This window comes from Chryseobacterium sp. Leaf201 (assembly GCF_001421435.1).
Classification (GTDB): Bacteria; Bacteroidota; Bacteroidia; order Flavobacteriales; family Weeksellaceae; genus Chryseobacterium.
Window position 1 is genome coordinate 83,706 of the sequence record NZ_LMKA01000112.1, and the last position, 23,739, is coordinate 107,444.

At 43.0% G+C, this 23,739-nt stretch carries 19 protein-coding genes; 9 read left to right on the forward strand and 10 right to left on the reverse strand.

Annotation, left to right across the window (positions count from 1 at the left end; all coding sequences use genetic code 11):
* The first annotated feature begins 24 nt into the window (after positions 1-24).
* Positions 25-342: a hypothetical protein gene (locus ASE55_RS16925; protein WP_056222399.1), complete on the forward strand. Its 318-nt coding sequence runs from the start codon at positions 25-27 to the stop codon at positions 340-342.
* 95 nt (positions 343-437) lie between these two features.
* On the opposite strand, the gene ASE55_RS16930 is transcribed toward ASE55_RS16925, so the two are convergent.
* Positions 438-2,594: a glycoside hydrolase family 97 protein gene (locus tag ASE55_RS16930; protein WP_056222402.1), complete on the reverse strand. Its 2,157-nt coding sequence runs from the start codon at positions 2,592-2,594 to the stop codon at positions 438-440.
* A gap of 286 nt (positions 2,595-2,880) precedes the next feature.
* On the opposite strand from ASE55_RS16930, the gene ASE55_RS16935 reads away from it, so the two are divergent.
* Complete coding sequence (locus tag ASE55_RS16935) at positions 2,881-3,738, forward strand: lamin tail domain-containing protein (protein ID WP_056222407.1); 858 nt, start codon at positions 2,881-2,883, stop codon at positions 3,736-3,738.
* A gap of 82 nt (positions 3,739-3,820) precedes the next feature.
* On the opposite strand, the gene ASE55_RS16940 is transcribed toward ASE55_RS16935, so the two are convergent.
* Together ASE55_RS16940 and ASE55_RS16945 are read right to left on the reverse strand one after the other, a co-directional pair.
* On the reverse strand, positions 3,821-5,836 hold the full coding sequence (locus tag ASE55_RS16940; protein WP_056222410.1) for an ATP-binding protein: 2,016 nt from the start codon (positions 5,834-5,836) through the stop codon (positions 3,821-3,823).
* A gap of 263 nt (positions 5,837-6,099) precedes the next feature.
* Positions 6,100-6,438, reverse strand: a complete 339-nt coding sequence (locus tag ASE55_RS16945) for a hypothetical protein (protein WP_128414605.1) — start codon at positions 6,436-6,438, stop codon at positions 6,100-6,102.
* Between the two features lie 524 nt (positions 6,439-6,962).
* Between ASE55_RS16945 and ASE55_RS20695 the strand changes: the two genes are divergently transcribed.
* Positions 6,963-7,190, forward strand: coding sequence for a hypothetical protein (locus tag ASE55_RS20695; protein WP_238585077.1), 228 nt, complete (start codon positions 6,963-6,965; stop codon positions 7,188-7,190).
* 99 nt (positions 7,191-7,289) lie between these two features.
* Here the strand turns inward: ASE55_RS20695 and ASE55_RS16955 are convergent, their stop codons facing one another.
* Genes ASE55_RS16955 through ASE55_RS16965 form a run of 3 tightly spaced genes read right to left on the reverse strand, consistent with a single transcriptional unit; the run spans position 7,290 to position 10,059 of the window.
* Positions 7,290-8,255 carry a hypothetical protein gene (locus tag ASE55_RS16955; protein ID WP_056222415.1) on the reverse strand — a complete coding sequence of 322 codons (966 nt, stop codon included), beginning with the start codon at positions 8,253-8,255 and terminating at the stop codon, positions 7,290-7,292.
* A gap of 6 nt (positions 8,256-8,261) precedes the next feature.
* A complete protein-coding gene (locus ASE55_RS16960) occupies positions 8,262-9,440 on the reverse strand; it encodes a PQQ-dependent sugar dehydrogenase (RefSeq protein ID WP_056222417.1) in 1,179 nt (392 codons plus the stop codon).
* 52 nt (positions 9,441-9,492) lie between these two features.
* The gene (locus ASE55_RS16965; RefSeq protein WP_056222420.1) at positions 9,493-10,059 is read right to left on the reverse strand and encodes a ferritin-like domain-containing protein; all 567 of its coding nucleotides are present in this window, start codon (positions 10,057-10,059) and stop codon (positions 9,493-9,495) included.
* A 793-nt stretch (positions 10,060-10,852) separates the two neighbouring features.
* On the opposite strand from ASE55_RS16965, the gene ASE55_RS16970 reads away from it, so the two are divergent.
* From ASE55_RS16970 to ASE55_RS16980, 3 genes are all read left to right on the forward strand, one after another.
* Complete coding sequence (locus ASE55_RS16970) at positions 10,853-13,732, forward strand: DUF11 domain-containing protein (RefSeq protein WP_056222424.1); 2,880 nt, start codon at positions 10,853-10,855, stop codon at positions 13,730-13,732.
* Positions 13,733-13,793: 61 nt separating this feature from the next.
* Positions 13,794-14,297, forward strand: a complete 504-nt coding sequence (locus ASE55_RS16975; RefSeq protein WP_056222427.1) for a hypothetical protein — start codon at positions 13,794-13,796, stop codon at positions 14,295-14,297.
* A gap of 132 nt (positions 14,298-14,429) precedes the next feature.
* Positions 14,430-14,876 (forward strand): hypothetical protein, encoded by a 447-nt coding sequence (locus ASE55_RS16980; protein ID WP_128414606.1) that lies wholly within the window; start codon positions 14,430-14,432, stop codon positions 14,874-14,876.
* A 129-nt stretch (positions 14,877-15,005) separates the two neighbouring features.
* Here the strand turns inward: ASE55_RS16980 and ASE55_RS16985 are convergent, their stop codons facing one another.
* Positions 15,006-15,743: an SDR family oxidoreductase gene (locus ASE55_RS16985; RefSeq protein ID WP_056222432.1), complete on the reverse strand. Its 738-nt coding sequence runs from the start codon at positions 15,741-15,743 to the stop codon at positions 15,006-15,008.
* 334 nt (positions 15,744-16,077) lie between these two features.
* Between ASE55_RS16985 and ASE55_RS16990 the strand changes: the two genes are divergently transcribed.
* Positions 16,078-16,875, forward strand: coding sequence for an alpha/beta fold hydrolase (locus ASE55_RS16990; protein WP_056222435.1), 798 nt, complete (start codon positions 16,078-16,080; stop codon positions 16,873-16,875).
* On the forward strand, positions 16,865-17,998 hold the full coding sequence (locus tag ASE55_RS16995; RefSeq protein WP_056222438.1) for a PAS domain-containing sensor histidine kinase: 1,134 nt from the start codon (positions 16,865-16,867) through the stop codon (positions 17,996-17,998). The genes ASE55_RS16990 and ASE55_RS16995 overlap by 11 nt, the downstream gene beginning before the upstream one ends.
* On the opposite strand, the gene ASE55_RS17000 is transcribed toward ASE55_RS16995, so the two are convergent.
* Positions 17,955-18,908, reverse strand: coding sequence for a helix-turn-helix domain-containing protein (locus tag ASE55_RS17000; RefSeq protein WP_056222442.1), 954 nt, complete (start codon positions 18,906-18,908; stop codon positions 17,955-17,957). The genes ASE55_RS16995 and ASE55_RS17000 overlap by 44 nt on opposite strands.
* Positions 18,909-18,958: 50 nt before the next feature.
* Positions 18,959-19,696, reverse strand: coding sequence for an SDR family oxidoreductase (locus tag ASE55_RS17005; RefSeq protein ID WP_056222445.1), 738 nt, complete (start codon positions 19,694-19,696; stop codon positions 18,959-18,961).
* A gap of 366 nt (positions 19,697-20,062) precedes the next feature.
* Here ASE55_RS17005 and ASE55_RS17010 point away from each other — a divergent pair, with 366 nt between their 5' ends.
* Positions 20,063-22,441 carry a PAS domain-containing sensor histidine kinase gene (locus ASE55_RS17010; protein ID WP_056222449.1) on the forward strand — a complete coding sequence of 793 codons (2,379 nt, stop codon included), beginning with the start codon at positions 20,063-20,065 and terminating at the stop codon, positions 22,439-22,441.
* Positions 22,442-22,776: 335 nt separating this feature from the next.
* Here ASE55_RS17010 and ASE55_RS17015 read toward each other — a convergent pair whose 3' ends face one another.
* The gene (locus ASE55_RS17015) at positions 22,777-23,307 is read right to left on the reverse strand and encodes a cysteine hydrolase family protein (protein ID WP_056222452.1); all 531 of its coding nucleotides are present in this window, start codon (positions 23,305-23,307) and stop codon (positions 22,777-22,779) included.
* Positions 23,308-23,739 lie beyond the last annotated feature (432 nt).

A 23,739-nucleotide genomic window follows, 5' to 3' on the forward strand; every position in this document is an offset into this window, starting at 1 on the left:
ATTACTTATTTAAAATAATATATTATGAACAGCAAGATAAAATTAGCATTGGCCTTATTAGGCACGGGAACATTAATCTGGGGCTTAAGAAACAGGAAGAAAAACAAGGTGAAAACATTCACTGCTCCTGACGGGAATACCTATAAAGAAAACCAGCTGTACCGTACCGCTGATAACAAAGCGTATAAAAACGGTAAAGAAGTACGCTTCAGTAAGCCTATACCGGAGCAGAACAGTTCTTCTTTAAATGCTTACAACAATTCTTCAGAAAACCTTTCTAAAAATTACCAGTCTGTAAACAGAGACGTTAATTATCATCAGAAAGGTGTAAGGCATCATTAAAATAAATGATCAATACGATTCCAGATAAACAATACTCCGGCTGTCCTTGGACAGCCGGAGTATTGTTTTGTTATTGATTCAGAATAAATACGATTTTAATTCTTCGGCTTTATACTGATGGCAAACCCGCCGCTTCTCTCCATTTTAAAGCTGATCCTGGATTTGCTGGTAACGGTTTTATGGTATATATGATAACTTTGAGGATTGCTGATATAATCTGCATCCTTTCCGTCTTCATAAATGATGGCTTCATACTTTTTCCCTTTGTCCAGGAATGAAAAATCTACCGTATAGTCCCGTTTGTTTTCATCAGTAATTCCGCCCACGAACCAGTTTTCTGTTCCTTTGGCTTTTCTGGCCGTTATGATATAATCTCCGGGCTCCGCTGACAGGATTTTAGTATCGTCCCAGTCTGCCGCTACATCCTTGATAAACTGAAAAGCATCCATGTGTTTCCTATAATTTTCCGGTAAATCGGCAGCCATCTGAAGCGGCATATACATGACAACATACAGCGCCAGCTGCTTAGCCAGCGTGGTCTGCACAAACCGTTTATCACCGGGAAAATAATAATCCATTTTAGTCTGAAAAATTCCCGGCGTGTAATCCATAGAACCTCCGATCCACCTTGTAAACGGAAGAATGGTCTGATGATCCGGGTTATTGCCCTTGAAAACTTCATGTTCCGTTCCTCGGGCTGCTTCTGCAGAAACCCAGTTCGGATAGGTACGGCTTTCACCGCCCGGCCGTACGGATTCATGGGAGTTCACCATGATTTTATACTTGTTGGCTTTTTCTGCAATCCTGTAATAGTGGTTGATGCTCCATTGTGAATAATGGTGTTCCCCTCTCGGGATCATATCACCTACATATCCTGTTTTTACAGCATCATATCCGTATTTATTCATCAGCTGAAAAGCTTCGTCTGCCCATCTTTCATAATTGGTGGCGGAAGCAGAAGTTTCGTGGTGCATGATCAGCTTGATCCCTTTTGAATGTGCATATTCATTCAGCATTTTGATATCGAAATCCGGGTATGGCGTGATAAAATCGAATACAAATTCCTTATGGTGCCCGATCCAGTCTTCCCAGCCTATATTCCAGCCTTCAACCAAAAGGCCGTCGAAGCCGTTTTCAGCAGCGAAATCAATGTATTCCTTTACTTTGGTGTTGTTGGCCGCATGATTTCCGTTGGGTGTAAGTTTGGTAAAATCGGTTTCCCCAATATGGACATTGTTGGCTGTAGAGTAGGCCCATTTGGATTTTCCGATGATCATTTCCCACCAGACGCCCATGTATTTGGTGGGATGAATGTAAGAAGTATCGGTATATTTTGTGGGTTCGTTCAGGTTGAAAAGCATTTTTGAGTCCAGCACTTCTTCTGCTTTCGGCGATACAATAATGGTACGCCACGGGGAAACCGATGAAGTCTGGATGTACCCTTTAGCTCCCTGCTTATCAGGCGTCAGGTGGGTCTTGAACCTGAAATTCTGTGCATCAACTTCTAAATGGGAGGCAGGATAATTAAGGACTGCAGCTTCCGCTACATTAATATATAAAGGTTCCTTGCCTTCTTTTTTAAGCAGCAGAGGAGACTGTACGGCATTTTTAATCAGGGTCTGTGAGGAATGTTTATCGAATGCCTGATCCCAGCGTCTGGGGATTTCGGAAATTTTTGTGGTCTGCGGCTGGTATTCCTGGGAATCATAATCAGCCACGATCCACCAGGCTTTCATGTCCGTAGGAAAATCAATTTCAGAATCTTCTTCACGGATCACGAAATAGTTCAGGTTTTTCTGCTGTGGGAATTCATACCTGAAACCTAACCTGTCATTAAACAGCCTGAATTTAACAATAATATTTCTGTCGGTAGAAGCCTGATGGAGCGTAACAGCCAGTTCATTATAATGGTTGATGTAATTTTTCTTCTCTCCCAGCACCGGCTGCCAGGTTTCATTTTTAGCATCCCTCTTTTCATCAGCTTTGGTAAATCCGCTGTTCAGATCATTTTCACCGTTTCCGGGCCTTGCTATTTCGGCGGCAAAGGGAACGGAAACATCTTTAAAAAGTCTCAGTCCGAGTTTTGAATCTTCCACCACTACCGTTCTTTTGTATTTTAAACTGTAATACGGAACGCCCTGCTTCAGCTGGAAATTCATCTCAAATTTTCCGTCCGGCGACTGCAGAGACTGCGCATGAATGCCTGCACACATCATGGAGAACCACAGGGCTCCTAAGGTTTGTATTTTCATATCAATAATTTAATCTGGTCTTTAAAAAGCAACGAAATCCATACCGAAGCATCCTGTTTTTGAGACGAATAGAGAAATGAAAATTGAAAATGAAGATCTTTACTGAAACCTAACAAATTTAAGGTATTAAATAAGTTTGTCTTATGACCTGACAATGGTAAGTTGTTATTCTATTAATCTATCATATTTTATCAGATCAATTCATTTAATAAATAATATATCATATGATTGTGAATTAGGTACATATTTTGCATTACGATTAATCAAATCACCAAATATTATCATTATGAAAAAAGTATTTACTTTTATCGGACTTGTTTCGATAGCTGCATTTTCCAATGCCCAGATTGTCATCAATGAAATTTATACGGGAGGTGGAATTTTAGGGGCCACACTGACCAATGATTTCATAGAACTGAAGAACATCGGATCTTTAACATCTACACTCACCGGTGCCACCATACAGTACGGGCCTGCTTCCGGTGCATTTACCCAGTACCACACCCTGCCGAACATTACCCTGGCTCCCGGACAGACGTATCTGATCCAGGAAGGTTCAGACGGCGGGGGAATCCTTAATCTTGTCAATCCCAATCTAGTGGTGAATGTCGTACTTAATTTTAACGGATCCAACCCTACTGTGGGAACAGGACTGAGCATCGGATTTACTTCCGGGAAAGTGGCGCTCGCAAGCAGTACCACACAGGTTACAGGGCCTTTTGCATCCAACGCCCTTGATTTTGTAGGCTACGGACTGGCAGATCAGTATGAAGGTTCCGGGGCAGCACCTTCCCCAACGATATTAAACTCCATCACAAGGGTTTCCGGGGACAGCAATAATAATGCAGTTGACTTTACCATTGCCCTTGCTTCTCCTCAGGCAGGAACACTGGCCGTGGAAGATCTTTACAACAATTCTCCTCAAAACAGCTTTATCATGAATTCTCTGGTAAAAAACAATGAAATTGTATTCGGGTCAGCGGTAAAAGATGTTAAGATTTATTCGCCTTCGGGCCAATTGATTAAAGCTTCTTCTGTAAAAGCCAATGAAACTTTAAATATTTCAGAACTGCAGAAAGGAAGCTATATTGTTACCGGAACTGTTAACAACAAACCGGTTACTCAGAAAATCCTGAAAGAATAAGGTATAATGAATTTACAGATGCAAACAGCTGTTCACCGACAGCTGTTTTTTTATTTTAATGCCTGCAGTTAAATGATAATCATTAAGATTTTTTCCGGCCTGTTTTCGGAATGGTGAACCAAAAGGTGCTTCCTTCTCCTATTTTGCTGTCTACTCCTATTTTACCTGAATGTTTCCTGATGATTTCCGAACAGATATACAACCCAAGCCCTAAACCGGAATATGATTTTCCTGAATGGTCAGCACGGAAATAGCGTTCAAACAGGTGGGGAACCACAGATTCTGCAATGCCATCGCCGAAATCCTGCACGGAAATTTTCACATCATCACCGGATAACTCCGTAAGAATATGGATCTCCCCGGAATCTTTTGCATATTTTACTGCATTGTTGACGAGGTTGATCACTACCTGCTCAATCCTGTGTTCATCCGCATCTATTTCAAGAGATTCATCACCTTTTAAAACTACATGGTAATGGCCGTCATGCGTTACATGGCTGCAGTTTTTCAGCATAGCATGCAGGTTAAAGGTATTATATTCCAGCATCAGTTGGTCCTGTCCCAGCTTGCTCATATTTAAGAGGTCATCAATCAGCATGCCCATTTTCTGGATGCCTTTATCAGACTGTTCAATAAGTTTCACATGGGTCTGGGAATACGGCAGTTCCTTGATGCGGTTCAGAAGCTGTATGGATGCTTTTACAGCGGTAAGCGGTGTTTTCAGTTCATGGCTGGCCACACTCAGGAAGTCGTCTTTACGCTGTTCGGCCAGTTTTTTATCCGTGATATCAACCGTCATTCCTACAATCCTGTCTGCCATGCCATTTTCATCATATCTCGGACGGCCATAGGACTGCAGCCAGTGGATAGAATCATTTTTCCACTGTACGGGATATTCTGCTTTATATATCCCTTTTGTTTTTACCGCTTCTCTTACCTGATGCATTACGGGCTCCCTATATTCTGGAAGTATCGCTGTAAAAAGATTAGAAAAATTAAACTCTTCATCAGAAAGATATCCGAAATTATATTTAAACTGAGCGGTGCTTTCCATAGCTCCTGTGGCAAGATTAACTTCGGTATAACCAAGTCTTCCGGCATCCAGTGCAATTTCCAGGCGGTTTTTGATTTCAATGACAGATTCACGGGCTTTTACCTGCTCGGTCACATCACTGGCCACGATAAGGATAGAAATACTTTTCCTGTGTTCATCCTGTATCGGCTGATACGCAAAATTCAGGTACCGCTCACTGAGTTTCCCGTTGTACTCTATCATGGCTTTGATCTCTTTTCCTTCATAAGGCTTTCCTGTTGCATACACGCCGGCAAGCATCTCCATAAAAGGCTGTCCTTTCAGTTCGGGAACTGCTTCTTCCAGAGGCATGCCTATGATGGAACGGTCTTTATTCCATACCTGGAGCACCATATCGTTTGCAATATTCACTTCAAAATTCCCGCCGCTTACGGATGCCATGGCTACAGGTGCTTTTTCAACCAGGGTTTTAAAGCGTTTTTCATTTTCAGTAAGGGTATGGTTGGCAGTCAGGAGTTCCATTCTGGCCTGGCGGAGTTCAACGTTTGTGGCGAAGAGCTCTTCATGTTTGGAGATCAGGTCTTCATTGGTGGTCAGGTATTCTTCATTCAGGGCCGAAAGATTATTGATCAGGCCCTGTTCAGACCTGGACTTTTCTTCCACCATTCTCAGGGCGCGGTTCCTTTCTGTAACTTCAGATGCCGTATTCAGAATAAACTCGGTTTTTCCGCTTTCATCGGTAATCGCCTTGTATTCAAAATCAAAATAAAATTTGCGGAGCACTCCATCTACCTTCAGTACGGCCGGGTAATCTTTGGCGGTAAAAGTTTCCCCTGAGCGCCATACTTCCTGTAAAATATCATGGAAAGGCTGATCATGAAGTTCGGGGATGGCACTCAACAGGTCTTTTCCCACTACACTCCTGTCTTTGCCCCAGAATTTCAGCATAGCATCATTGGCACTGATGATCCTCATATCATCGCCTGTATATACCGCTGTTGCGTTGGGGGAATGGAAAAGTACGGACAGCAGTCTGTCTGGCTTGATCTGGTCTGGAGCGTTCATATCGGATTAAGAATATTCAAATATAACCATAAAAACATCATACAGCATTTTGCCTCCTGTTATTCTTCACTGTCTGAGGAAAAATCACAGGTTTAAAATTTACAAATCAATTTCATGTTTCAGGTAAATCTGATTGTTGGCATATTCAATTAACCTGCCTATTTATCCTCAAAATATACCTGATTGAATAACAGGCTGTAACAGTGTATTATAATAAAATATCCTTCCAAAAACAGAAGGATACTTATCATATGTTATTAAAATTAATTCAGTTTTTCTGCGGTAATGTATATTCTTCCCTGGTCATCATTCCAGGAAGGGCCTTTTACGGTAATTGCATCTCCCACCTGATAGCGTTTGTAGATACTTCCGCTTTTCTGGAGGTTAATCATGCTGATGGTTGCGGTATATTCTTTTCCGCCGGCATCCCTGATGGTTGCCATGTAACCGTCTTTACCGTTTTCGATATGGGTAATGGTTCCGCTTGCCGATATTATCATTTTATCATCTGCAGAATTTGCCTGAGCCGTTTTATTTGCTGTACAGTTTGTCATGCTGAAAGCACCGAATACCAAACCTCCCAAAAGAATTATTTTTTTCATGATTATGATCATTTTATTGTTGACGATTATTTTTAAAAAACTGTTAACTTTTGATTTAATTTTTACATTGAGAATCCAGCCTCTTCAAAAAATTGTATACACTTACGTTTCATTAAAGTAAATTTTAAGGGTTATAGAAAGGGCACTTAAATTTTGAAAATCTTTGATTTTCGTCTAAGTGAACTTAAATAACCGGATTCAGCAAAAACTTAAAATAACTTAAGTGTTTTAAATAAGTTTAAAAATAAAGCTCAAATGCTGTACCAAACCTTCTGATATAAATTCGTAAAATTAAACCAATAACAAAATTCATCAACATTATCAGATTAGAAAATACTGTCTAACTTTATGGCAGAGAAATTATTTTTACTTTATTAAAGTAACTTTTAACTGATTATGGATAAAGAAACAGCCGGCTATATATAACGTATTTCAGGAACCTGATAACAGATGATGAGGATCTGGCATTAAAATACCATATATATACGTATAAAAGTGACGGCAATGATAAATTAAGAAAAATAATGACTGACCGGGGCTGGATCAGTGAGAGACCTGAGATAAAAGAATTTCTTAAAAACGGGTATGAGGAATTTGAATTAAATGCAGCAAAACGCATCATGAAAGAAACGCCTGAAAAAGTTCTCCTGAACAATTGTCCGCAATGCAACAGGCTTGCAAGAACGCCTTACGCAAAGCAGTGCAGATATTGTACTTACAGCTGGCACAACCTTAACTCTGTACAGGATTGATTATCTTCATTAAACAATAATGGATTGTTTTGTATGAAGAATAAAAAAAGGCAGAGAAACTTCCCTGCCCTGATTTATTATAAAAATAACCTGCTGTTTTTATCTTGGCAATGGCATCAGCCGTGCATGCTGGATGGCAAATTTCCTGGAAGGAACAGAAGTACTGTCAGTTAATTCAGTAAACTTAGCGTTCATTACCCAAACTTTATCTTTTGCTTTTGTAGCAGTAGACGGATAGGTAAAACGGTCGGCCACCAGAGTGGATGCCGATAATTTTGCAGAAGACCAGTTGTCTTCTGAAGTCAGCTCATAAATTTTATCGCTTCCTCCATTCTGTACCACCACAAGCTTTTGATTATCAGTGAGCAATAATCCGTCACCATTGACAAAAAACTGCTCTGTAGATACTTTCGCTATATTTTTAGAATTATTGAGATCTATTTTATATAGGGTTCCCGTACCGCTGCTTACGGTAAGCAGATAGCCGGACGGATGGTATACGATTCCGTTCAGGCCGATGCCTTTTGTTTTAAAAAGCGGACTGTCTGCAAAAACCGATGCCTTGCCACCGGGCGTTACTTTATAAATCACATTAGCAAAACTGTCCGTAACATAAGCGTTCTGCTGGCTGTCAAAAGCAATATCATTGGGAAAATGCTCTCCCTGAACCAATCCTGCAAGATCAATATCATCTGTTTTTTTTCCTGTTGCTATGTCAATCCCCACCAGGCGGGCCATTTTTTTACGCGTGTCCGGTGAAGTAAATTTGCTGTAATTGGCATCCCCGATGCACGCAAACAGTCGTTTCCCATCCGGATGTACTTTCACACCGTAACTCGACTTGAATGTAGGATCGTTATTCAGGATACTGTAAGCACCGGCAGGCGTTACTTTACCGATACTTCCGAGTCTTGCCGAAGAAACAAAATAAGTATCTGAATTGCTGTCATACTCAATTCCTTCGGGATAGGCTTCGGGTGCGTTAAACTCTATTCTCGCTGTAGGCTGGTCCGGAATGGCTGCCGCACATCCTACGAACAGCGCACATACTATTATTTTTTTCATAAAGTTTTATTTTTTCTTGATACTGTACAAAACGCCGTTTGCGTCATCAGAAATAAACACGGTGCCGGATGAAGTAATTGCTACTCCTGCCGGACGGCCGAACCTGGTTTTACCTTTAAGGAAACCTGTCAGAAAATCTTCTGCACCTGCCGGCTTGCCGTTGACAAACGTTACACGCTGTACCTTAAAACCTACAGGCTTACTGCGGTTCCAGGAACCGTGCCAGTTAACAATCGCATCCCCGCTGTAAGGTGAACCGGCAGGAAAAAACTTGAAGCCGATCGGTGCCATATGGGCCTGGAATTCCATTACGGAAGGCTCGGTATTCTCTGCCAGCTTTTCTTTGCTGTCTCCCGCAGGGTCTTCCCTGGTTTGGTCTACCTCTCTTTTTGCGTAAACAAACGGATAGCCGTAATTTTTGTTTTCCTTGATCTGGTTCAGTTCTTCAGGCGGCCAGTCATCTCCTTTGGCATCACCGCCGTTGTCCATTCCCCAGAACTCGCTGGTCTGCGGATGCCAGTCGAAACCGATGGTATTCCGGAGGCCAGACGCAAAAATGGTTCTCTTCCAGGTAACCGGGTCGACCTGTACAATAGAAGCTGCTTCACGGTCACTCTCTTTACAGTCGTTACACAGGGTTGCAATTGAAATGTACAGCTTGCCGTCCGGACCGAAATCCATGGTTCTGTTCGGATGCTGGCCGGCGCTTGGCATGTCTTTAAACAGCATTTCTTTACCGCTCAGTGTTCCGTCTGTATTCATTTTATACCTTCGCAATTCATTATTGTTGCAGAGATACATCCATCCGTCTTTCATGGTAATGCCGTGCACGCCTTTGAATTCTGCCACTACGGTTCTGATATCATCGAATTTACCGTCGTTGTCGGTATCTTTCAAAAGGAGTACATCTCCCGTATCACGGCGTGTAATGTACATATTTCCGTTGGGTGTGTGGTACAGCATCCTTGGCTTCCCAAGTCCGGAGGCAGCTATAGAAACCTCCCATCCTTCGGGGACTTTAAGGAGTTTTACCATTTCGGGGACAAAGTCAAGATGTTCCGGATATTTGGTGGAATGCGTAATTTTAGTAACATCTCCCGGAGGGGTACCGCGCTGTGCCGATGCATTTGAAAATACAAGAGCGGCGACCACGGGAATAATTCTGAAAATAGTTTTACTGCTCATATTTATAATTTAAATAAATCAGGCTGCAATATGCAGCCTGATGTGTGTTAATTTATTCCTGGTCCTGATCTTCATCAGCCGCTTCAAAGTTAATTGAGTTGTATGCAGATTCAGTCAGTATCGAGTCAGCTTCTTTTTCTTCTGCCAGTGTAGCCTCCAGCAATGAAGCGATTTCGTCTTCACCCAGTGTTCTTGCGAATGCAGCCAGCGTACCGTAAGATGCTATTTCATAATGTTCTATTTTCTGAGAAGCGGAAATAATTCCCGCGTCACGCACCGGGCCTTCTTCGGTTTCTTCCATAATGCTCTCTCCTTCTTTAATCAGCCCTTCCATGGCATCACATTTTTTGCCGCGGTTGGATTCCCCCAGTATTTCAAAAATCTGTTCCAGTCTCTGAACCTGGCCTTCCGTTACGGCAACATGCTCTTCAATAGCAGCGGCCAACTTGGGTTCGCTTGCATTTTTAGCCATTTTAGGCAGTGCTTTCAGCAAAGCTCTTTCGGCATACACAATGTCTTTAAGTTCATCAACGAACAGTTCTCTAAGGCCTTCGGCAGCAGAAGATTTTGCAGTTACTTTACGGGCAGCTCTTCCATCCTGGGTGTCTGTCTTTTTCATATTATTTATTTAAATGGTTTGTGCTGTAATAAATACAAATCTGATACCTTAGTAGATATATAGCTTACTTTGTGGTATTTTTTATAGAAAAAAAAATCAATAAACAACATCTTTACGGAGATAAAAAGCACTGTTTCATTACATCTATTATCAGATTGAACAGCAGTAGAAGACATCCTGAAAACAATGGTTATCATCAGTAAAATATAAGCGGATTTCCTCAGGTACGGTTGATTTGAATTTCAGACAGATTATATCAGACAATTCAGATCTGACATCTTTTTAATATTAATGGTAAGTTGGACCGGCCATCATCTGAACTGCTACTTAAATTCACGCCTCAGGGATACCACAAAGACTGCATTTCCAAGATTTCATGATCATAAAAACGTATCATTATCCGTAAAATGATAATCTTACGCCTTCAAATACAAAAATCACTAATTACTGATATACAGCATCTTACAATAGTCAATTTTACTATATCGTGTACCATTATCAGCAAAATGATAAGTCATTTCTTAAAACCTGCTGAACATAAGGGTTAATTTTGCATCTGTAAATCCTACATATGAAAAAGTAGGAATTGATACTCTTTCTGCACTGTTCTAATGCTCAATACATAATAATCTTTTTATGACAACCCCTGATTCCGGGCGGGCTGATCTGTGAAAAAAAACACAGCCGTTAAGCCTGTAATAATGATCCGTGAAAAAGGAATAAAATCTTATGATTAATAAATTGAATTAAAAATATTCACAGCAATTATACAAACCAACATTAAAAAAAACCAATGAAAAAAAGATCAAATTTCTTAAAGGGCACGCTGCTCTATCAGGCAGCCGTGGTCTTTGTTTTGATGCTTAACAGCAATTATCTGTTTGCAGACGGGTCTCGTGACCTGTACCCGTCCGGAATAACGGGAGACCGCGCGTTCCTGAGATCCGGTACCGGAACCACTTCCAGCTGGCCCTTTGCCAATGAAGGTACCCATTACGTATATGCCAAAGCAGGTGAACGGATTACCCTGGCATCCAGCGCACAGAATGGCGGCACGGGCAGGATCAGGTTATTTTCACCAGCCGGGACCCTGATTGTTGACAACACAACGGACGGCCAGATCCTTAACCGTACTGCGGAACTGGCAGGCCCGCAGTTAGTCTCGCAGACAGGAGGAAACAGATATACCCCGATCTATTATCCTGTAAGCCAGGATGGAATATACCGTGTAGAATTGGTAGCAAGAGCCGCGGCCGACCCTTCTACGAGTGTAGCCGCTGACAGTAACTGGACTCAGGCCAGTACGAATGCAGGAATAGCCGCGTGGGATGTATCGGTAATCAATACAGACAACACCGGCTTTGTAAAAGGCCGTGTATTTGCCAACATTCTGAACCTTTCCAACGGAACCGGCAACCCGAACACCAGCGGTTTCTACGGACTTGTTTATGTCCTTACGAAGGACGGTTATACCTACAGGGTAAATAACAACGGAAACAACGGCTTATATTTTACTTTTTTTGTAAATAACGACGGTTTTGTGGACGAAGCCACACAGGCGCCGATTTATAAAAGCCTTGATCAGTCCACTCCCGCTTTTCTTGTCAACAGGGTACACAACCCGAACGATGCAGATACGGATAAGCACATCACCCACAAATTATTTTACAGCATTCCTGCGAATGATCTGCCTGCCTCTGCAACAGGTGCGGTACCGGGAGGATCAACGTGGCTGAAGAATACGGTGGTTCTGCCGGATGTATCAGCACTCCAATTAGTAGGTGTTGACGGTACGCCGGGACAGGTGAGCAATAAAGGAGGATATATCCGGTACAATGCAGCCGCTTTGGGCCAATATAAAATTACCATAGAAAGCACGGACAACCCTGCAGGGTTTGTGACCAGAGTCCTTGCCGGAGCATCTGCAACGGGCGTTAACAATATCCCGTGGGACGGTAAAGACGGTGCCGGAAACCCGCTTCCTGCAGGAGTAGTTCCTTCTAAAGTTACGGTACAGCTTCAGGGTGCAGAGGTTCATTTCCCGTTTTTTGATATGGAATATAACCAGAACGGTACTGTAATAGAACTTTTAGATCATACCAACCTCAACTCCGTTGTTTCAGATATTGTTTACTGGAATGACACGGATGTTACCAACGGGACGAACGGAAACAATGCACCGCGCGGCCGGTATTCAGACCCTAAAAACAACAGCCACTTGTTTACAGCTACGGCTGCAGGCATCAGCAGTAATGCGAACGGCCATATCTGGGGAATCGGCGGTACGGGTACGTCAGGGCTTTTCGGAGACAACAGGTCTATTGATACATGGACTTTCATTCCGGGAACTCCGGCAACCATCACTACAGCTATTACAGTAAAGGTAGCTGACTTAAAGATTTCAGCAGTGAATGCTGATAAAAGCAGTATCATCATCGGGGATAACCTTACATATACGGTTAAAGTAAAAAATGACGGACCGAGTGATACAGAAGGTGCGCCATTCACCTTTACTATTCCTGCAGGGTTCAACCATCAGGCCATGCAGTTCCAGGCCAGCGGATGCGGGAGCGAAAGTACACCGGTAACGTATAATCCGCAGACCAAAAAGTACTCATCCCTGCTTAACCTGCCTAACGGATGCGAGATTACCTATACTTTTACCGTAGGTGTAACCGCTGCAACATCAGGAAGTTCACAGCAGGCAAAAGCTACGATCCTGAGACCGAATGATGTAACGGATCCTGATGCAACCAACACAAGTGCCAATGTACCGCCGACAGATGCCCAGTATGAGTGTGACAACAGCGGACTTTCAGGTACGTGTAATAATATCCAGGCCAACAATATCGCTTTTCTGAACGGCCCTGTCTGCACAGAAGAAGTAAACGGAGCCGACTTTTCCACACAGGACGGAACTACCGTTACATTCGACCAGCCTGCTGCGGATTACGGTTTCCAGTTCGATATCTATACGCTTGACAATTCTTTCAACCTGACCATTAACGGGGTTCAGCTGGCCACCCAGGAAATCCAGTTTCAGACTTCCGGGACTTCGGGACAGAATATCAGGTTTACAGACGGTTCTATCTGGGAAGCAAATGTACCGTCAATCTGGCAGATGACCGGAAACAGTTCTGCACCTATTATCAGGGTGGTAATCAGCCCTACAGGTACAGTATCCATGTACGGAAGCAAATCTTCAGGCGGACCATTGTTCCCTCTTGAGCTTTTTAACGGAAATACATTCAACAGCATTACCTGGAACACATCTGCCCCGAATACGGTAATCGCAGCTCAGTCTGTGGTAGGCGTAACGTATATGACGGGACGCGGCAACGGTGTTAAAGTTGTTCCGTGCTACTGTGTAAAACCGGGAGCAGCAGGAACCCCTGACGGCTTTGCGAAAATGGGAGTCCTTACGAAAGGTACCCCAACCGTAGCGAACTGGCCGGAGTCTGTGCCGAACGGGTATATTGTACTGGATGCAGCAAATAAAGGAATGGTTATCAACCACATGACCACAGCCCAGAGAGATGCCATGATTGCAGTAGACGGAATGGTTATTTACAATACAGACCTGAACTGTGTACAGCTTTACAGAGGCAGTGCGCCGGGAGTTGATGCTGCCCGTACAGGCTGGAACTGTATTAAAAGAGGCTGTAACGAATAATAAATGTAAAACAGAACCTGCCTGATGATAAAAGTCCGGCAGGTTTAACAAAAATAAAACAATGAGAAAAATAATCATCTTAACCGCTTTGCTTCCGTTTTTGGGTATCAGCCAAATGAACGCCCAGGTTGCGATAGGCAAAACCGATATTACCAACGCAAGCGTATTGCTGGAATTCGGTACGGAGCCGAAAGGCATTATCCTTCCCTCTGTAGCATCTGCTCCGGGCGCAGAAGGAGGTACATTTATCTTTAATACTGCTGCTAAATCGGTACAGGTTTTCCAGGATACTGGCTGGACAAGTCTTACGGATGAAAACCAGGGGATTGCACATTCTTATACAAATGCCGGTACAGATATAGGAAACGGCATGATTATCGGTGCCAGTTCCAGTACCAAGCCGGGTGTACTGGTGTTGGAATCAACAACAAAAGCTATGGTGCTGCCTCAGGTAGCCAACCCTCATCTAACCATAAAAGGAGCGGTGGCCGGTACGCTGGTGTACGATACAGCTGCGGCTATGATTGCTGTTTATGACGGTGCCAACTGGAGCTACTGGAAGTAATTCATCACATTGGATATGCTTCATTAATCAGTAAATTATCAAAAAGAAATACTAATCAGTGTTTATACAATCTCACCAATGCCCCTTATTTAAGGGGTATTTTTATTGATTAAATGATTTTAAAACCATATTATGATTAGCTTTGTTATGAATTCATCCTGCATGTTTAGCAGGTATTTTGCTGTACCAATGATTATGAAATCTTTCCTGACCCGAATTATTTTTCTTACCCTGCTGTTCAGCTTAGTTGTTGCGTTGTCTGGAACCGCACTTTATACAGCCACGCTGGACCGTACAAAAAGTGAAATGCCGGGACTGGTGTATGGTGTGAATGCAGCGATCATCCTTGTGTTCTCACTTGCATCCTTCTGCATATACCTCAACCTGATTCCAAAGATCAGGCATTCATTATTTTATTGTCTTCTGTCATTTTTTGCTCTGCCCGTTTTAACGGCTTTATTCTTATTTACAACGCCCCTTTTATCTGAAGAAATATTTTTGTGCATGGTAACCTGCATCCCGTTCTTCTGCATGCTTGCCTATCAGTTTTTCAGGTTTAAAAAAATGCTTGCCCAATAACATTTAAAGCTCACATCTATTTTTAAATCAAATAATTAAATCATAATACTTAATTATATAATACAGAAAAGCAGAGCCGAAATACAATCTCCGGCTCCGATATGACACATACCTGCTGTTTTAATAATTTTACCACGGGATCTCCCCTGTTCCCGGATTGCTTTCTTCGCTGAAAAATTTTCCTGTAGGGCCGTCCGGTCCGGTCAAAGCATATTTAACGATGCGCTTCCCGGCTTCTTCCACCTCGCCTCCGTTGTAGCCGGTAAAGTCCGTTTTCGTATATCCCGGACAGACTGCATTTATCCTGAAAGCCGTATCCCGTAATTCATACGCCAGATGAACGGTATACATATTCATGGCTGCTTTTGATGAAGCATATACTGCATATTTGGCATAATCGTACGCCGGCCATTCCGGACTGCTCTGCAATGACAGTGAACCTACACTGGTACTTACGTTGACTATTACCGGTTCGTCAGACCGCTTCAGTAAATTGATAAACGCCTGTGTGACACGGATGACGCCGTATACATTAACATCAAACACTTCATCATAATGTGCCACAGAAGTTTCAACCGCATTTTGCGGAACCACACCGCTGATCCCTGCATTGTTTATAAGAATATCCAGTTTGCCCTGTTCTTTTTCAATGATATCACGGGCTGCTGCAATCGTTTCTTCTTTGGTAACATCAATCTGTACTGCCCTGATGTTTTTAAACCCTTTTTCCTGTAATTCCTTCACCACAGCTTTTCCTTTATCGATGTCCCTGCTTCCCAGGTAGACGAGTAATCCTTTGTCTGACAGCTGTTTTGCTGTTTCCAGACCGATGCCTTTATTGGCTCCTGTAATTAATACTGATTTCATTTTTTGATTTTAAATTCCTGAAACAAAGATGGGGCTTACGGATATGGAATGATTTACCATTTGGTAAAAAGCCCAGCGGACAATTTTAATTCTGACAGCAAGCAAAGGATTAAATTTCATTTAATAATTTAAACTGATTCTCCGTTTATTCCACACTGCTTCCCATACAGGATATCAGTTGTATTTCCTGTACTGTAAAGATGAATATGTACGGATAAATCCAGGCTATTGATCATCCACACTCATATCTTAGGCTGAGTGCTGTATATGAATTTATTATGACAGCGTACGTTCATCAGAAATAATAAGCTATATTTGTAAAAAGCGGCCTTCTATGAGTATACTTAAGAGAAACAATGTCATTGTAAGCGGAACCGGCGACACTGTGATGATGTTTGCCCATGGTTTCGGCTGCGATCAGAATATGTGGCGGTATGTTTACCCTGCTTTTCAGGACGATTACAGAACTGTTCTTTTTGATCATGTAGGGGCCGGGAATTCAGATATTTCAGCCTATTCTTTTAAAAAATACAGTTCCCTTGAAGGCTATGCCGAAGATATTGTGGAAATTGCCCGGGAACTGAACATCACAAACGGTATTTTCGTAGGACATTCCGTAAGTGCTGTTATGGGCCTTATGGCAGCGGCGATGGCTCCGGGGATTTTTAAAACACTGATCCTGGTAAGCCCTTCGCCTTCCTACATCAATCAGGACGGCTATACCGGCGGCTTCAGCAGATCAGAAATCAATGAATTGCTGGAATCTATGGACAATAACCACCTGGGCTGGTCCATGGCAATGGCACCGGTTGTTATGGGAAACCCGGACCGGAAAGAACTCGGGGAAGAACTCGCCAACAGCTTCTGTAAAACCGATCCTGAAATTGCCAGGCAGTTTGCCCGCACTACTTTTCTTACAGACAAGCGCGATATCCTGTCGCAGACTGATATTCCTGTTTTAATCCTACAATGCAGCCATGATGTGATTGCACCGGAAGAGGTAGGCCGTTATATGCACCAGCATATCCCGGACAGCACACTGGTTATCATGGATGCGACCGGACACTGCCCGAACCTCAGCGCTCCGGAAGAAACCGTTTCAGCAATAAAAAGTTATTTACATGAACAATAAACTTCCTCTTCCCCCTTCTGCCGAAGATTTTGAAGATTTTTTTGAATCTTCACTGTGTGGCTTTGTAATTACCGACAGAGAAGGGAGAATTGCGAAGATTAACAGGCGTACAGCCGGATGGCTCAATACGGTACCTGAAGAATTATTGGGCCGGCGGTTTTCTGATATCCTTGCCGTGGGCGGGAAAATTTATTTTGAAACCCATCTCTGGCCTTTGCTGCGGATGCAGGGATATTTTGATGAGGTTGCTCTTGAACTGTCAGATTCCGGAAATGGGAAGATGCCTGTTTATATAAATGGCTATGAGCGGAAAGACGAGAATGACCAGCCGCTTTTCATAAGGTTTACGGTTTTCCGTGCATCAGACCGACGCCTGTATGAAGAAAATCTTCAGACCGCCAAACAGCTTGCGGAAGCCAATCTGGAAATGGAACAGCAGAATGCCCTGATCCGTGAACAGTTTATTGCCGTTCTGGGGCATGATCTCCGGAACCCGCTCGGCGGAGTTATGAGCGCGGCACAATTGGTGGCGAGATCCAATCTGGGAGCGCGTGAAGAAAAACTCGTGAAATTAATCCAGACAGGATCAAAAAGAATGCATGATATGATTAACGACATCATGGATCTGGCACGCGGCCGCCTGGGCGGTGGATTTCCTGTAAGTCCGGTTGAAACAGATCTTGAGCAGCTGCTTAACCAGGTAAGTGATGAATTAAAAGTAGTATGGCCGGAAAAAATTATCGAATCTCATTTTAATATCAACGGGCCTGTAACCTGTGATCCCGGACGTTTGTCTCAAATGGTTTCCAACCTGCTGGCAAATGCCATTATTCATGGGTCGCCTACTACCTCAATACTTGTTCAGGCCACTGTAACAGAAGATACCTGGGAAATTTCTGTAACCAATCAGGGAAAACCGGTTCCGAGGGAAGCATTGCCGCATCTCTTCCATCCTTTCCGCAGGGAAGGCAAACAGAAAAGCCAGAACGGATTGGGCCTGGGATTGTATATCGCCTCTGAAATAGCCAAGGCCCACAACGGTACATTAACGGTGACATCAAATGAACAGCAGACGTGTTTTACGTTCCGTGCCCATTTGCAGGAAACGGTGCCTTATAAATAAATGACGCCCTGTATTCTGAAGGCGAAAGCTTAACCTTTAATTTAAACAGCTTGTTGAAGGACTGCGGATGTTCAAAACCCAGTTCATAGGCAATCTCGCTTATACTGAGCAAGGTACCTGATAATTTTTCCTTGGCTTTGTCAATTAATTTTTCATGAATATACTGCTGCGTGTTACAGCCGGTTAAAGACTGCAGCATATCACTCAGATACCGCTGTGAAACATTCAGCTGTGCCGAAATATGCTGTACACCCGGCAGCCCTTTCTTCAAGGGAGTTCCATCATTAAAATAATTTTCCAGAATATCATCCAGACGGGTAAGGATCTCATTACTGATTACTTTACGGGTGATAAACTGCCGGTTATAAAAACGGTTGCTGTAACTGAGCAGCAATGCAATCTGGCTGACCAGAACATCCTGGCTGTAAGGATCCGCAGAATTATTAAGTTCCGCTTCAATGGACCTGAATAAATCACTGATTATCTGTTTTTCCCGTGCTGAAAGAAAAAGGGCTTCCGAAACGGAGTATGAAAAAAATCCGTATTGGCTGATGGTCTGCTGCAAAGGGTAATTTCTGATGAAATCAACATGAAAAAAGAGGGAAAACCCTTCATAGCTGCGCTCGTCCCCGGAAGTGGTCACCATCTGTTTCGGCCTTAAGAAAGCCAGGCCTCCCTCTTCAAAATCATAATGCCCCTGCCCGTACTTTACCTGTCCGTTGAAACGGGTCTTAAAAGAAATCTTATAAAAATCGACCGCAATTTTCTGCTCTTCTTCAAACGGAATTAATGCCATGTCATCATAAGTGAACAAAGCAATCAGCGGGTGCACCGGTGCCGGCTGATGAAGATGGTGCATCAACTGTGATATGGTTTTAAAAGTACGGACTGGTAAGTTATCGTTTTTCATTCGTGTTGTAAAGGTACGGGTTTAGATGGTTCGGTAACCCTGCTCAACATTTAATTCTGTACGGAAGGGCGTATGACAATATCACCGATTTCAACATCGGCAGGCTGTTCCATTGCATACAGTACCGCGTTGGCAACGGCTGCCGGGCTTATCCCGAACATTTCCATATTTTCTTCTATTGCCTGTTTCATCTGTTCATTTTTAATGCTGCCGGCCAATTGGGTTTTTACAACGCCTGGTGAGATTCCGGTAATGCGGATCTGCCCGTCCGACTCCTGCCGGAATGCTTCTGCGATCGTCCGTACAGCATTTTTCGTCCCCGCATATACGCCCTGCATGGGCACGATTTTCAGTCCGGAAGTGGAAATAATATTGATGATGTGCCCTGACTTCTGCTCTTTAAAGAAAGGAAGTACAGCGGCCATGCCATACAGTGTCCCTTTGAGGTTTACATCGATCATTTCATCCCATCCTTCAACATCCAGTGAATCAATCCGGCTGAGCTGGCTGACCCCGGCATTGTTTACAATGGCATCTACCCTGCCGAACGTATCAACTGCTTTCTGAACCAAGGTATGCAGGTCCTTTTTATTCCTGACATCCGTTATACAATATTCCGCATCCCCACCCGACTTTTTTATACGGTCTGCTACTTCTTTCAGTTTCTCAATCCTGCGTGCGCCCAATACAACCTTTGCTCCGCACTCCGCGAGCCTTACGGCTACAGCTTCCCCAATTCCGCTGCCTGCCCCTGTGATAACTACTGTTTTTCCTTTGATGGTATTCATTTATTTACTGTATTATTTTGAACACAAAATTCGCTGATTCTTTTCCTGACGGTGTATCCAAAATGGTAAATATCGTAGCCTGATTGGTTATTCAGCCGGAACCATTCTTTTGCTTTAGATCTGTTCAGATTTATTCCATAAAGAATTTCCACTCCGATCATGGCAGCCATGCAGATTTTATGTGTATTTAAACGGATTGAAACTAAAAAAGTGGCTGGATTTTTTTTGGGATTATTTACTTTATCGTAACTTTTCAGTCATAAATCTAAGGCATTGAATCCTGTGCCCTTTCCGGAAATCATCTGTAAAACTACAGGAACCTCAGACTTTATTTTTTGCTAATTATAAATACCAGCAGCCCCGTATATGACCGATTTCTCCCAACAACATACGTCTGAAAAGCAAAAAACGGCGGAAACCGAAGCCCGTCTGAAAGCCTTGATTGAAGCTACGTCCGAAGTAGTATACTCATTAAGTCCTGACTGGAAGGAGATGCATGAGCTTGACGGCCGGGGTTTTCTGAAAGATGCTGACGCGCCCACTACAAACTGGAAGTCTGATAATATACATCCCGATGACCTGGATCTGGTAAATGACCGGATAGAAGAATGCATCCGTGAGAAGAAAATCTTCCATCTGGAGCACCGGGTCCTGCAGGCTGACGGTACACCGGGCTGGACCTCTTCCAAAGCCATCCCTATCCTGGATGAAAAGGGCGATATTATTGAATGGTTTGGGAGTGCACAGGATATTACCCAGCGTAAGGAAGCCGAAGAAGCTTTAATGAAAGCCGAAGCACAATCTGAACAGCAACGGAGGCTGTATGAGACCATTACATCATCAACACCGGATTTACTGTATGTATTTGACCTCGACTACCGCTTTACCTACGCTAACCGGGCACTCCTGAACATGTGGGGCAGAACATGGGAAGATTCCATCGGAAAAGGCCTGCTTGAAATAGGCTACGAACCCTGGCATGCAGAAATGCACGAGAGGGAAATCGACCGGATTATAGAGACCAAACTTCCTATACGCGGAGAAGTGTCATTTCCCCATGCAACCCTGGGCAGCCGGGTTTACGATTATATTTTCACTCCGGTTTTCAATGAGCACGGTGAGGTTGAGGCCATAGCCGGTGCCACGCGTGATGTAACGGAACGCAAGAAATGGGAAGAAAGCCTGGAAAGCAGCTCTAAAACCCTTCAGACCCTGAATGAAGAACTGGCAAATACCAACCGGGAGCTTGCGGCCACCCTTGAAGAAGTGGCTAAAGTGAATGATGAATTAATCAGGGCCCATGAGAAAATAGAGGAAGGCCAGATTGCTTTCCGCCTGGCGGTTAACGCAGCGAATTTCGGTACATGGTTTATGCATTCCATTACCCGGGAATTTATTACTGATGCCCGTTCAAAAGAACTTTTCGGCTTCTATGAAGATGATCCGCTTTCGATTGAACAGGCACTGGCACAGATTACAGAAGAATACCGGCCGGCCGTTACAGCAAAACTTGAAAATGCCATTTACAACAACGGCGATTATGATGTAACGTATCCGGTTATCGGATTCCATGATAAGCGTCTCCGCTGGCTGCGTGCGATTGGCAATCTTAAGGCAGATTCTTCAGGTACTTTTTCAGCTTTTACCGGCGTAGTAATGGATATTACCGATCAGTATCTGGCCAGCGAAGAGATCAGGCGTGCAGAGGAAAACCTAAGGATGGCAGTGGATGCAGCTGGTTTAGGTACCTTCCAGATCAGTGCGGGTGAACGGATTTTTACGGCTTCCGCAAAACTTAAAGAGTTCTTCGGTTTTTACCCGGACGAGGTGATGTCTTATGAGGCGGGTATCAGGCAGATCCATCCGGATTTCCGTAAATCAGTAATCACGAATGTTGAACGGGCATTTTCGGAGGGCGTGCGTTTTGACATGGAATACCAGATCATCGGCTACCATGATGATAAGCTCCGCTGGATACGTGCAATAGGTGAAGTACAGCAAAAAAACGGGAAAAAATATTTTACCGGCGTTATCCACGAGATTACCGAGAAAAAGCTGGACGAGATCCGCAAGAATGACTTTATCGGGATGGTAAGCCATGAACTGAAGACCCCGCTCACCTCAATAAAAGGGTATATCCAGCTCATGCAGCTTAAATTTGCAAAAACCCAGGATGAATCTTTTTCGAAAATATTGGAAAGAGCAGACCTGCAGATCAATAAGATGACTTCCATGATCAACGGCTTCCTTAATATCTCGAGGCTGGAATCCGGGAAGATCCATATCAACAGGCAGCTTTTTGACCTGGCCCTTTTAGTAAAGGAAGCTGAGGAAGAATCTACGACTACGATCAACAGCCACACGCTCATTTTCGCTTCGGTAGAGTCCGTAAAGATCAGTGCAGACCGGGATAAAATCGGACAGGTCATCCATAATCTGATCAGCAATGCAGTTAAATACTCTCCTGCCGGCAGCACGATCCACGTAGCCTGCACTTTCGATCATGAGTTTGCCTATGTCAGCGTTAAAGACCAGGGCAACGGAATCAGACCGGAAGATGCCGCCCATATTTTCGACCGCTATTACCGGGTGGAAAGCGACGATATGCATTCGATTTCCGGTTTCGGGATAGGCCTGTATCTCTGTTCGGAAATCATCAGCCACCATAAGGGTACCATTTCGGTAACCAGTGAAATCGGCAAGGGTTCTGAATTTGTGTTTACACTGCCAATGAATGTGGAATAAATGATGGGGTGTTTAAATATATTTTGTTTTATATTTTTATAATCATCTACTGTCAGGTAAATATTTTAAATTTATTTAATTCTCTGTAAATAACTACTTAATTCACTAAATTCGGAAAATTAGGTAATGATTACAGTAGGTTCCGGATAAAGCAAACAGCCATATATAAGAAAGAAGTTTTTCTACAGCAGGAAAAAGAATCCTAATTGAATCTATAATAGAATAACCCACAAATTAACTTTAAGCCTCAACAAAAAACACCCTTAACAACAATCTGTTAAGGGTAATTAGTTATCAAAAATTTGTCCTTACACGTTATCCGTTTTTAACAGTTCCTATGTGCTTGTAATGTTTCCGTAAGCGAAAGCCAAAGCAGCCAGGAAGGCGTGATGGACATCATCGGCAGCCACCGTTTTGCCGTTAATTTCCAGGTCGCGGGTTGCGCAGGCATCTGATACCACAGTACAGGAATATCCGAAATCGAAGGCGGCTCTGGTGGTAGCGTCAATGCACATATGTGTCATCATCCCGACTATCACCAGTTCAGTAATTTCATGGGTCTTAAGATGCTCTGAAAGATCCGTTTCCCGAAAACTGTTGGGATAGTATTTCTGAATAACTTTCTCACCGTCAAGAGGCTGTACATTTTCATGGATCTGAACACCGAACGATCCTTCCGCAAAAACCGGACTGTCTTTTTCTGCTGCCAGATGCTGAACGTGAATTACCGGTAAGTGACGGGTCCTGAAATGTTCAAGTATTTTACCGGCATTCAGGCTTGCCTCTACCGGATTAACCAATTCCAGGCCTCCGTTTTCAAAATATTCATTTTGGATATCAACAATGATTAATGCTTTTTTGCTCATAATTTTATTTTATTATGTAAAATTAATGCAGTCCCTCAGGAATTTACCTATCAAAGAACATCTTAAAACTACCATTTTGATAATCAGGAAAAGTTCAGGATTTGAATTTTAAAGAAGTTTCTGAATGAGTTTTTCACCCATAAAATCGTATGCACTGAATGCAGAACCGGGACATATGATGAGATTTTCAAAATCCAGACAGGAATGACAATATTGGAGTATCCTGAAAGTTTAAAATGTATAAAGCATCTGAATTTCTGCATCTGTTTTTGCAGAATACAAATTATCGCACCGGCAAGCTGAATGTAGCATACTTAAATACGTTGTCTTTATAATATTCTGAAACACCATCATTGTAAAAAATGGTACCACAAAATACTGAAAATCATCACATAAGATATAATTACTTGTAAAAAAATACGAAAATACAAA

Bases quoted from the DNA above. Each gene is read 5' to 3' on its own strand.
- ASE55_RS16925 (WP_056222399.1), top strand. From the start codon at position 25: ATGAACAGCAAGATAAAATTAGCATTGGCCTTATTAGGCACGGGAACA.
- ASE55_RS16930 (WP_056222402.1), bottom strand. From the start codon at position 2,594: ATGAAAATACAAACCTTAGGAGCCCTGTGGTTCTCCATGATGTGTGCA.
- ASE55_RS16935 (WP_056222407.1), top strand. From the start codon at position 2,881: ATGAAAAAAGTATTTACTTTTATCGGACTTGTTTCGATAGCTGCATTT.
- ASE55_RS16940 (WP_056222410.1), bottom strand. From the start codon at position 5,836: ATGAACGCTCCAGACCAGATCAAGCCAGACAGACTGCTGTCCGTACTT.
- ASE55_RS16945 (WP_128414605.1), bottom strand. From the start codon at position 6,438: ATGAAAAAAATAATTCTTTTGGGAGGTTTGGTATTCGGTGCTTTCAGC.
- ASE55_RS20695 (WP_238585077.1), top strand. From the start codon at position 6,963: ATGACTGACCGGGGCTGGATCAGTGAGAGACCTGAGATAAAAGAATTT.
- ASE55_RS16955 (WP_056222415.1), bottom strand. From the start codon at position 8,255: ATGAAAAAAATAATAGTATGTGCGCTGTTCGTAGGATGTGCGGCAGCC.
- ASE55_RS16960 (WP_056222417.1), bottom strand. From the start codon at position 9,440: ATGAGCAGTAAAACTATTTTCAGAATTATTCCCGTGGTCGCCGCTCTT.
- ASE55_RS16965 (WP_056222420.1), bottom strand. From the start codon at position 10,059: ATGAAAAAGACAGACACCCAGGATGGAAGAGCTGCCCGTAAAGTAACT.
- ASE55_RS16970 (WP_056222424.1), top strand. From the start codon at position 10,853: ATGAAAAAAAGATCAAATTTCTTAAAGGGCACGCTGCTCTATCAGGCA.
- ASE55_RS16975 (WP_056222427.1), top strand. From the start codon at position 13,794: ATGAGAAAAATAATCATCTTAACCGCTTTGCTTCCGTTTTTGGGTATC.
- ASE55_RS16980 (WP_128414606.1), top strand. From the start codon at position 14,430: ATGATTAGCTTTGTTATGAATTCATCCTGCATGTTTAGCAGGTATTTT.
- ASE55_RS16985 (WP_056222432.1), bottom strand. From the start codon at position 15,743: ATGAAATCAGTATTAATTACAGGAGCCAATAAAGGCATCGGTCTGGAA.
- ASE55_RS16990 (WP_056222435.1), top strand. From the start codon at position 16,078: ATGAGTATACTTAAGAGAAACAATGTCATTGTAAGCGGAACCGGCGAC.
- ASE55_RS16995 (WP_056222438.1), top strand. From the start codon at position 16,865: ATGAACAATAAACTTCCTCTTCCCCCTTCTGCCGAAGATTTTGAAGAT.
- ASE55_RS17000 (WP_056222442.1), bottom strand. From the start codon at position 18,908: ATGAAAAACGATAACTTACCAGTCCGTACTTTTAAAACCATATCACAG.
- ASE55_RS17005 (WP_056222445.1), bottom strand. From the start codon at position 19,696: ATGAATACCATCAAAGGAAAAACAGTAGTTATCACAGGGGCAGGCAGC.
- ASE55_RS17010 (WP_056222449.1), top strand. From the start codon at position 20,063: ATGACCGATTTCTCCCAACAACATACGTCTGAAAAGCAAAAAACGGCG.
- ASE55_RS17015 (WP_056222452.1), bottom strand. From the start codon at position 23,307: ATGAGCAAAAAAGCATTAATCATTGTTGATATCCAAAATGAATATTTT.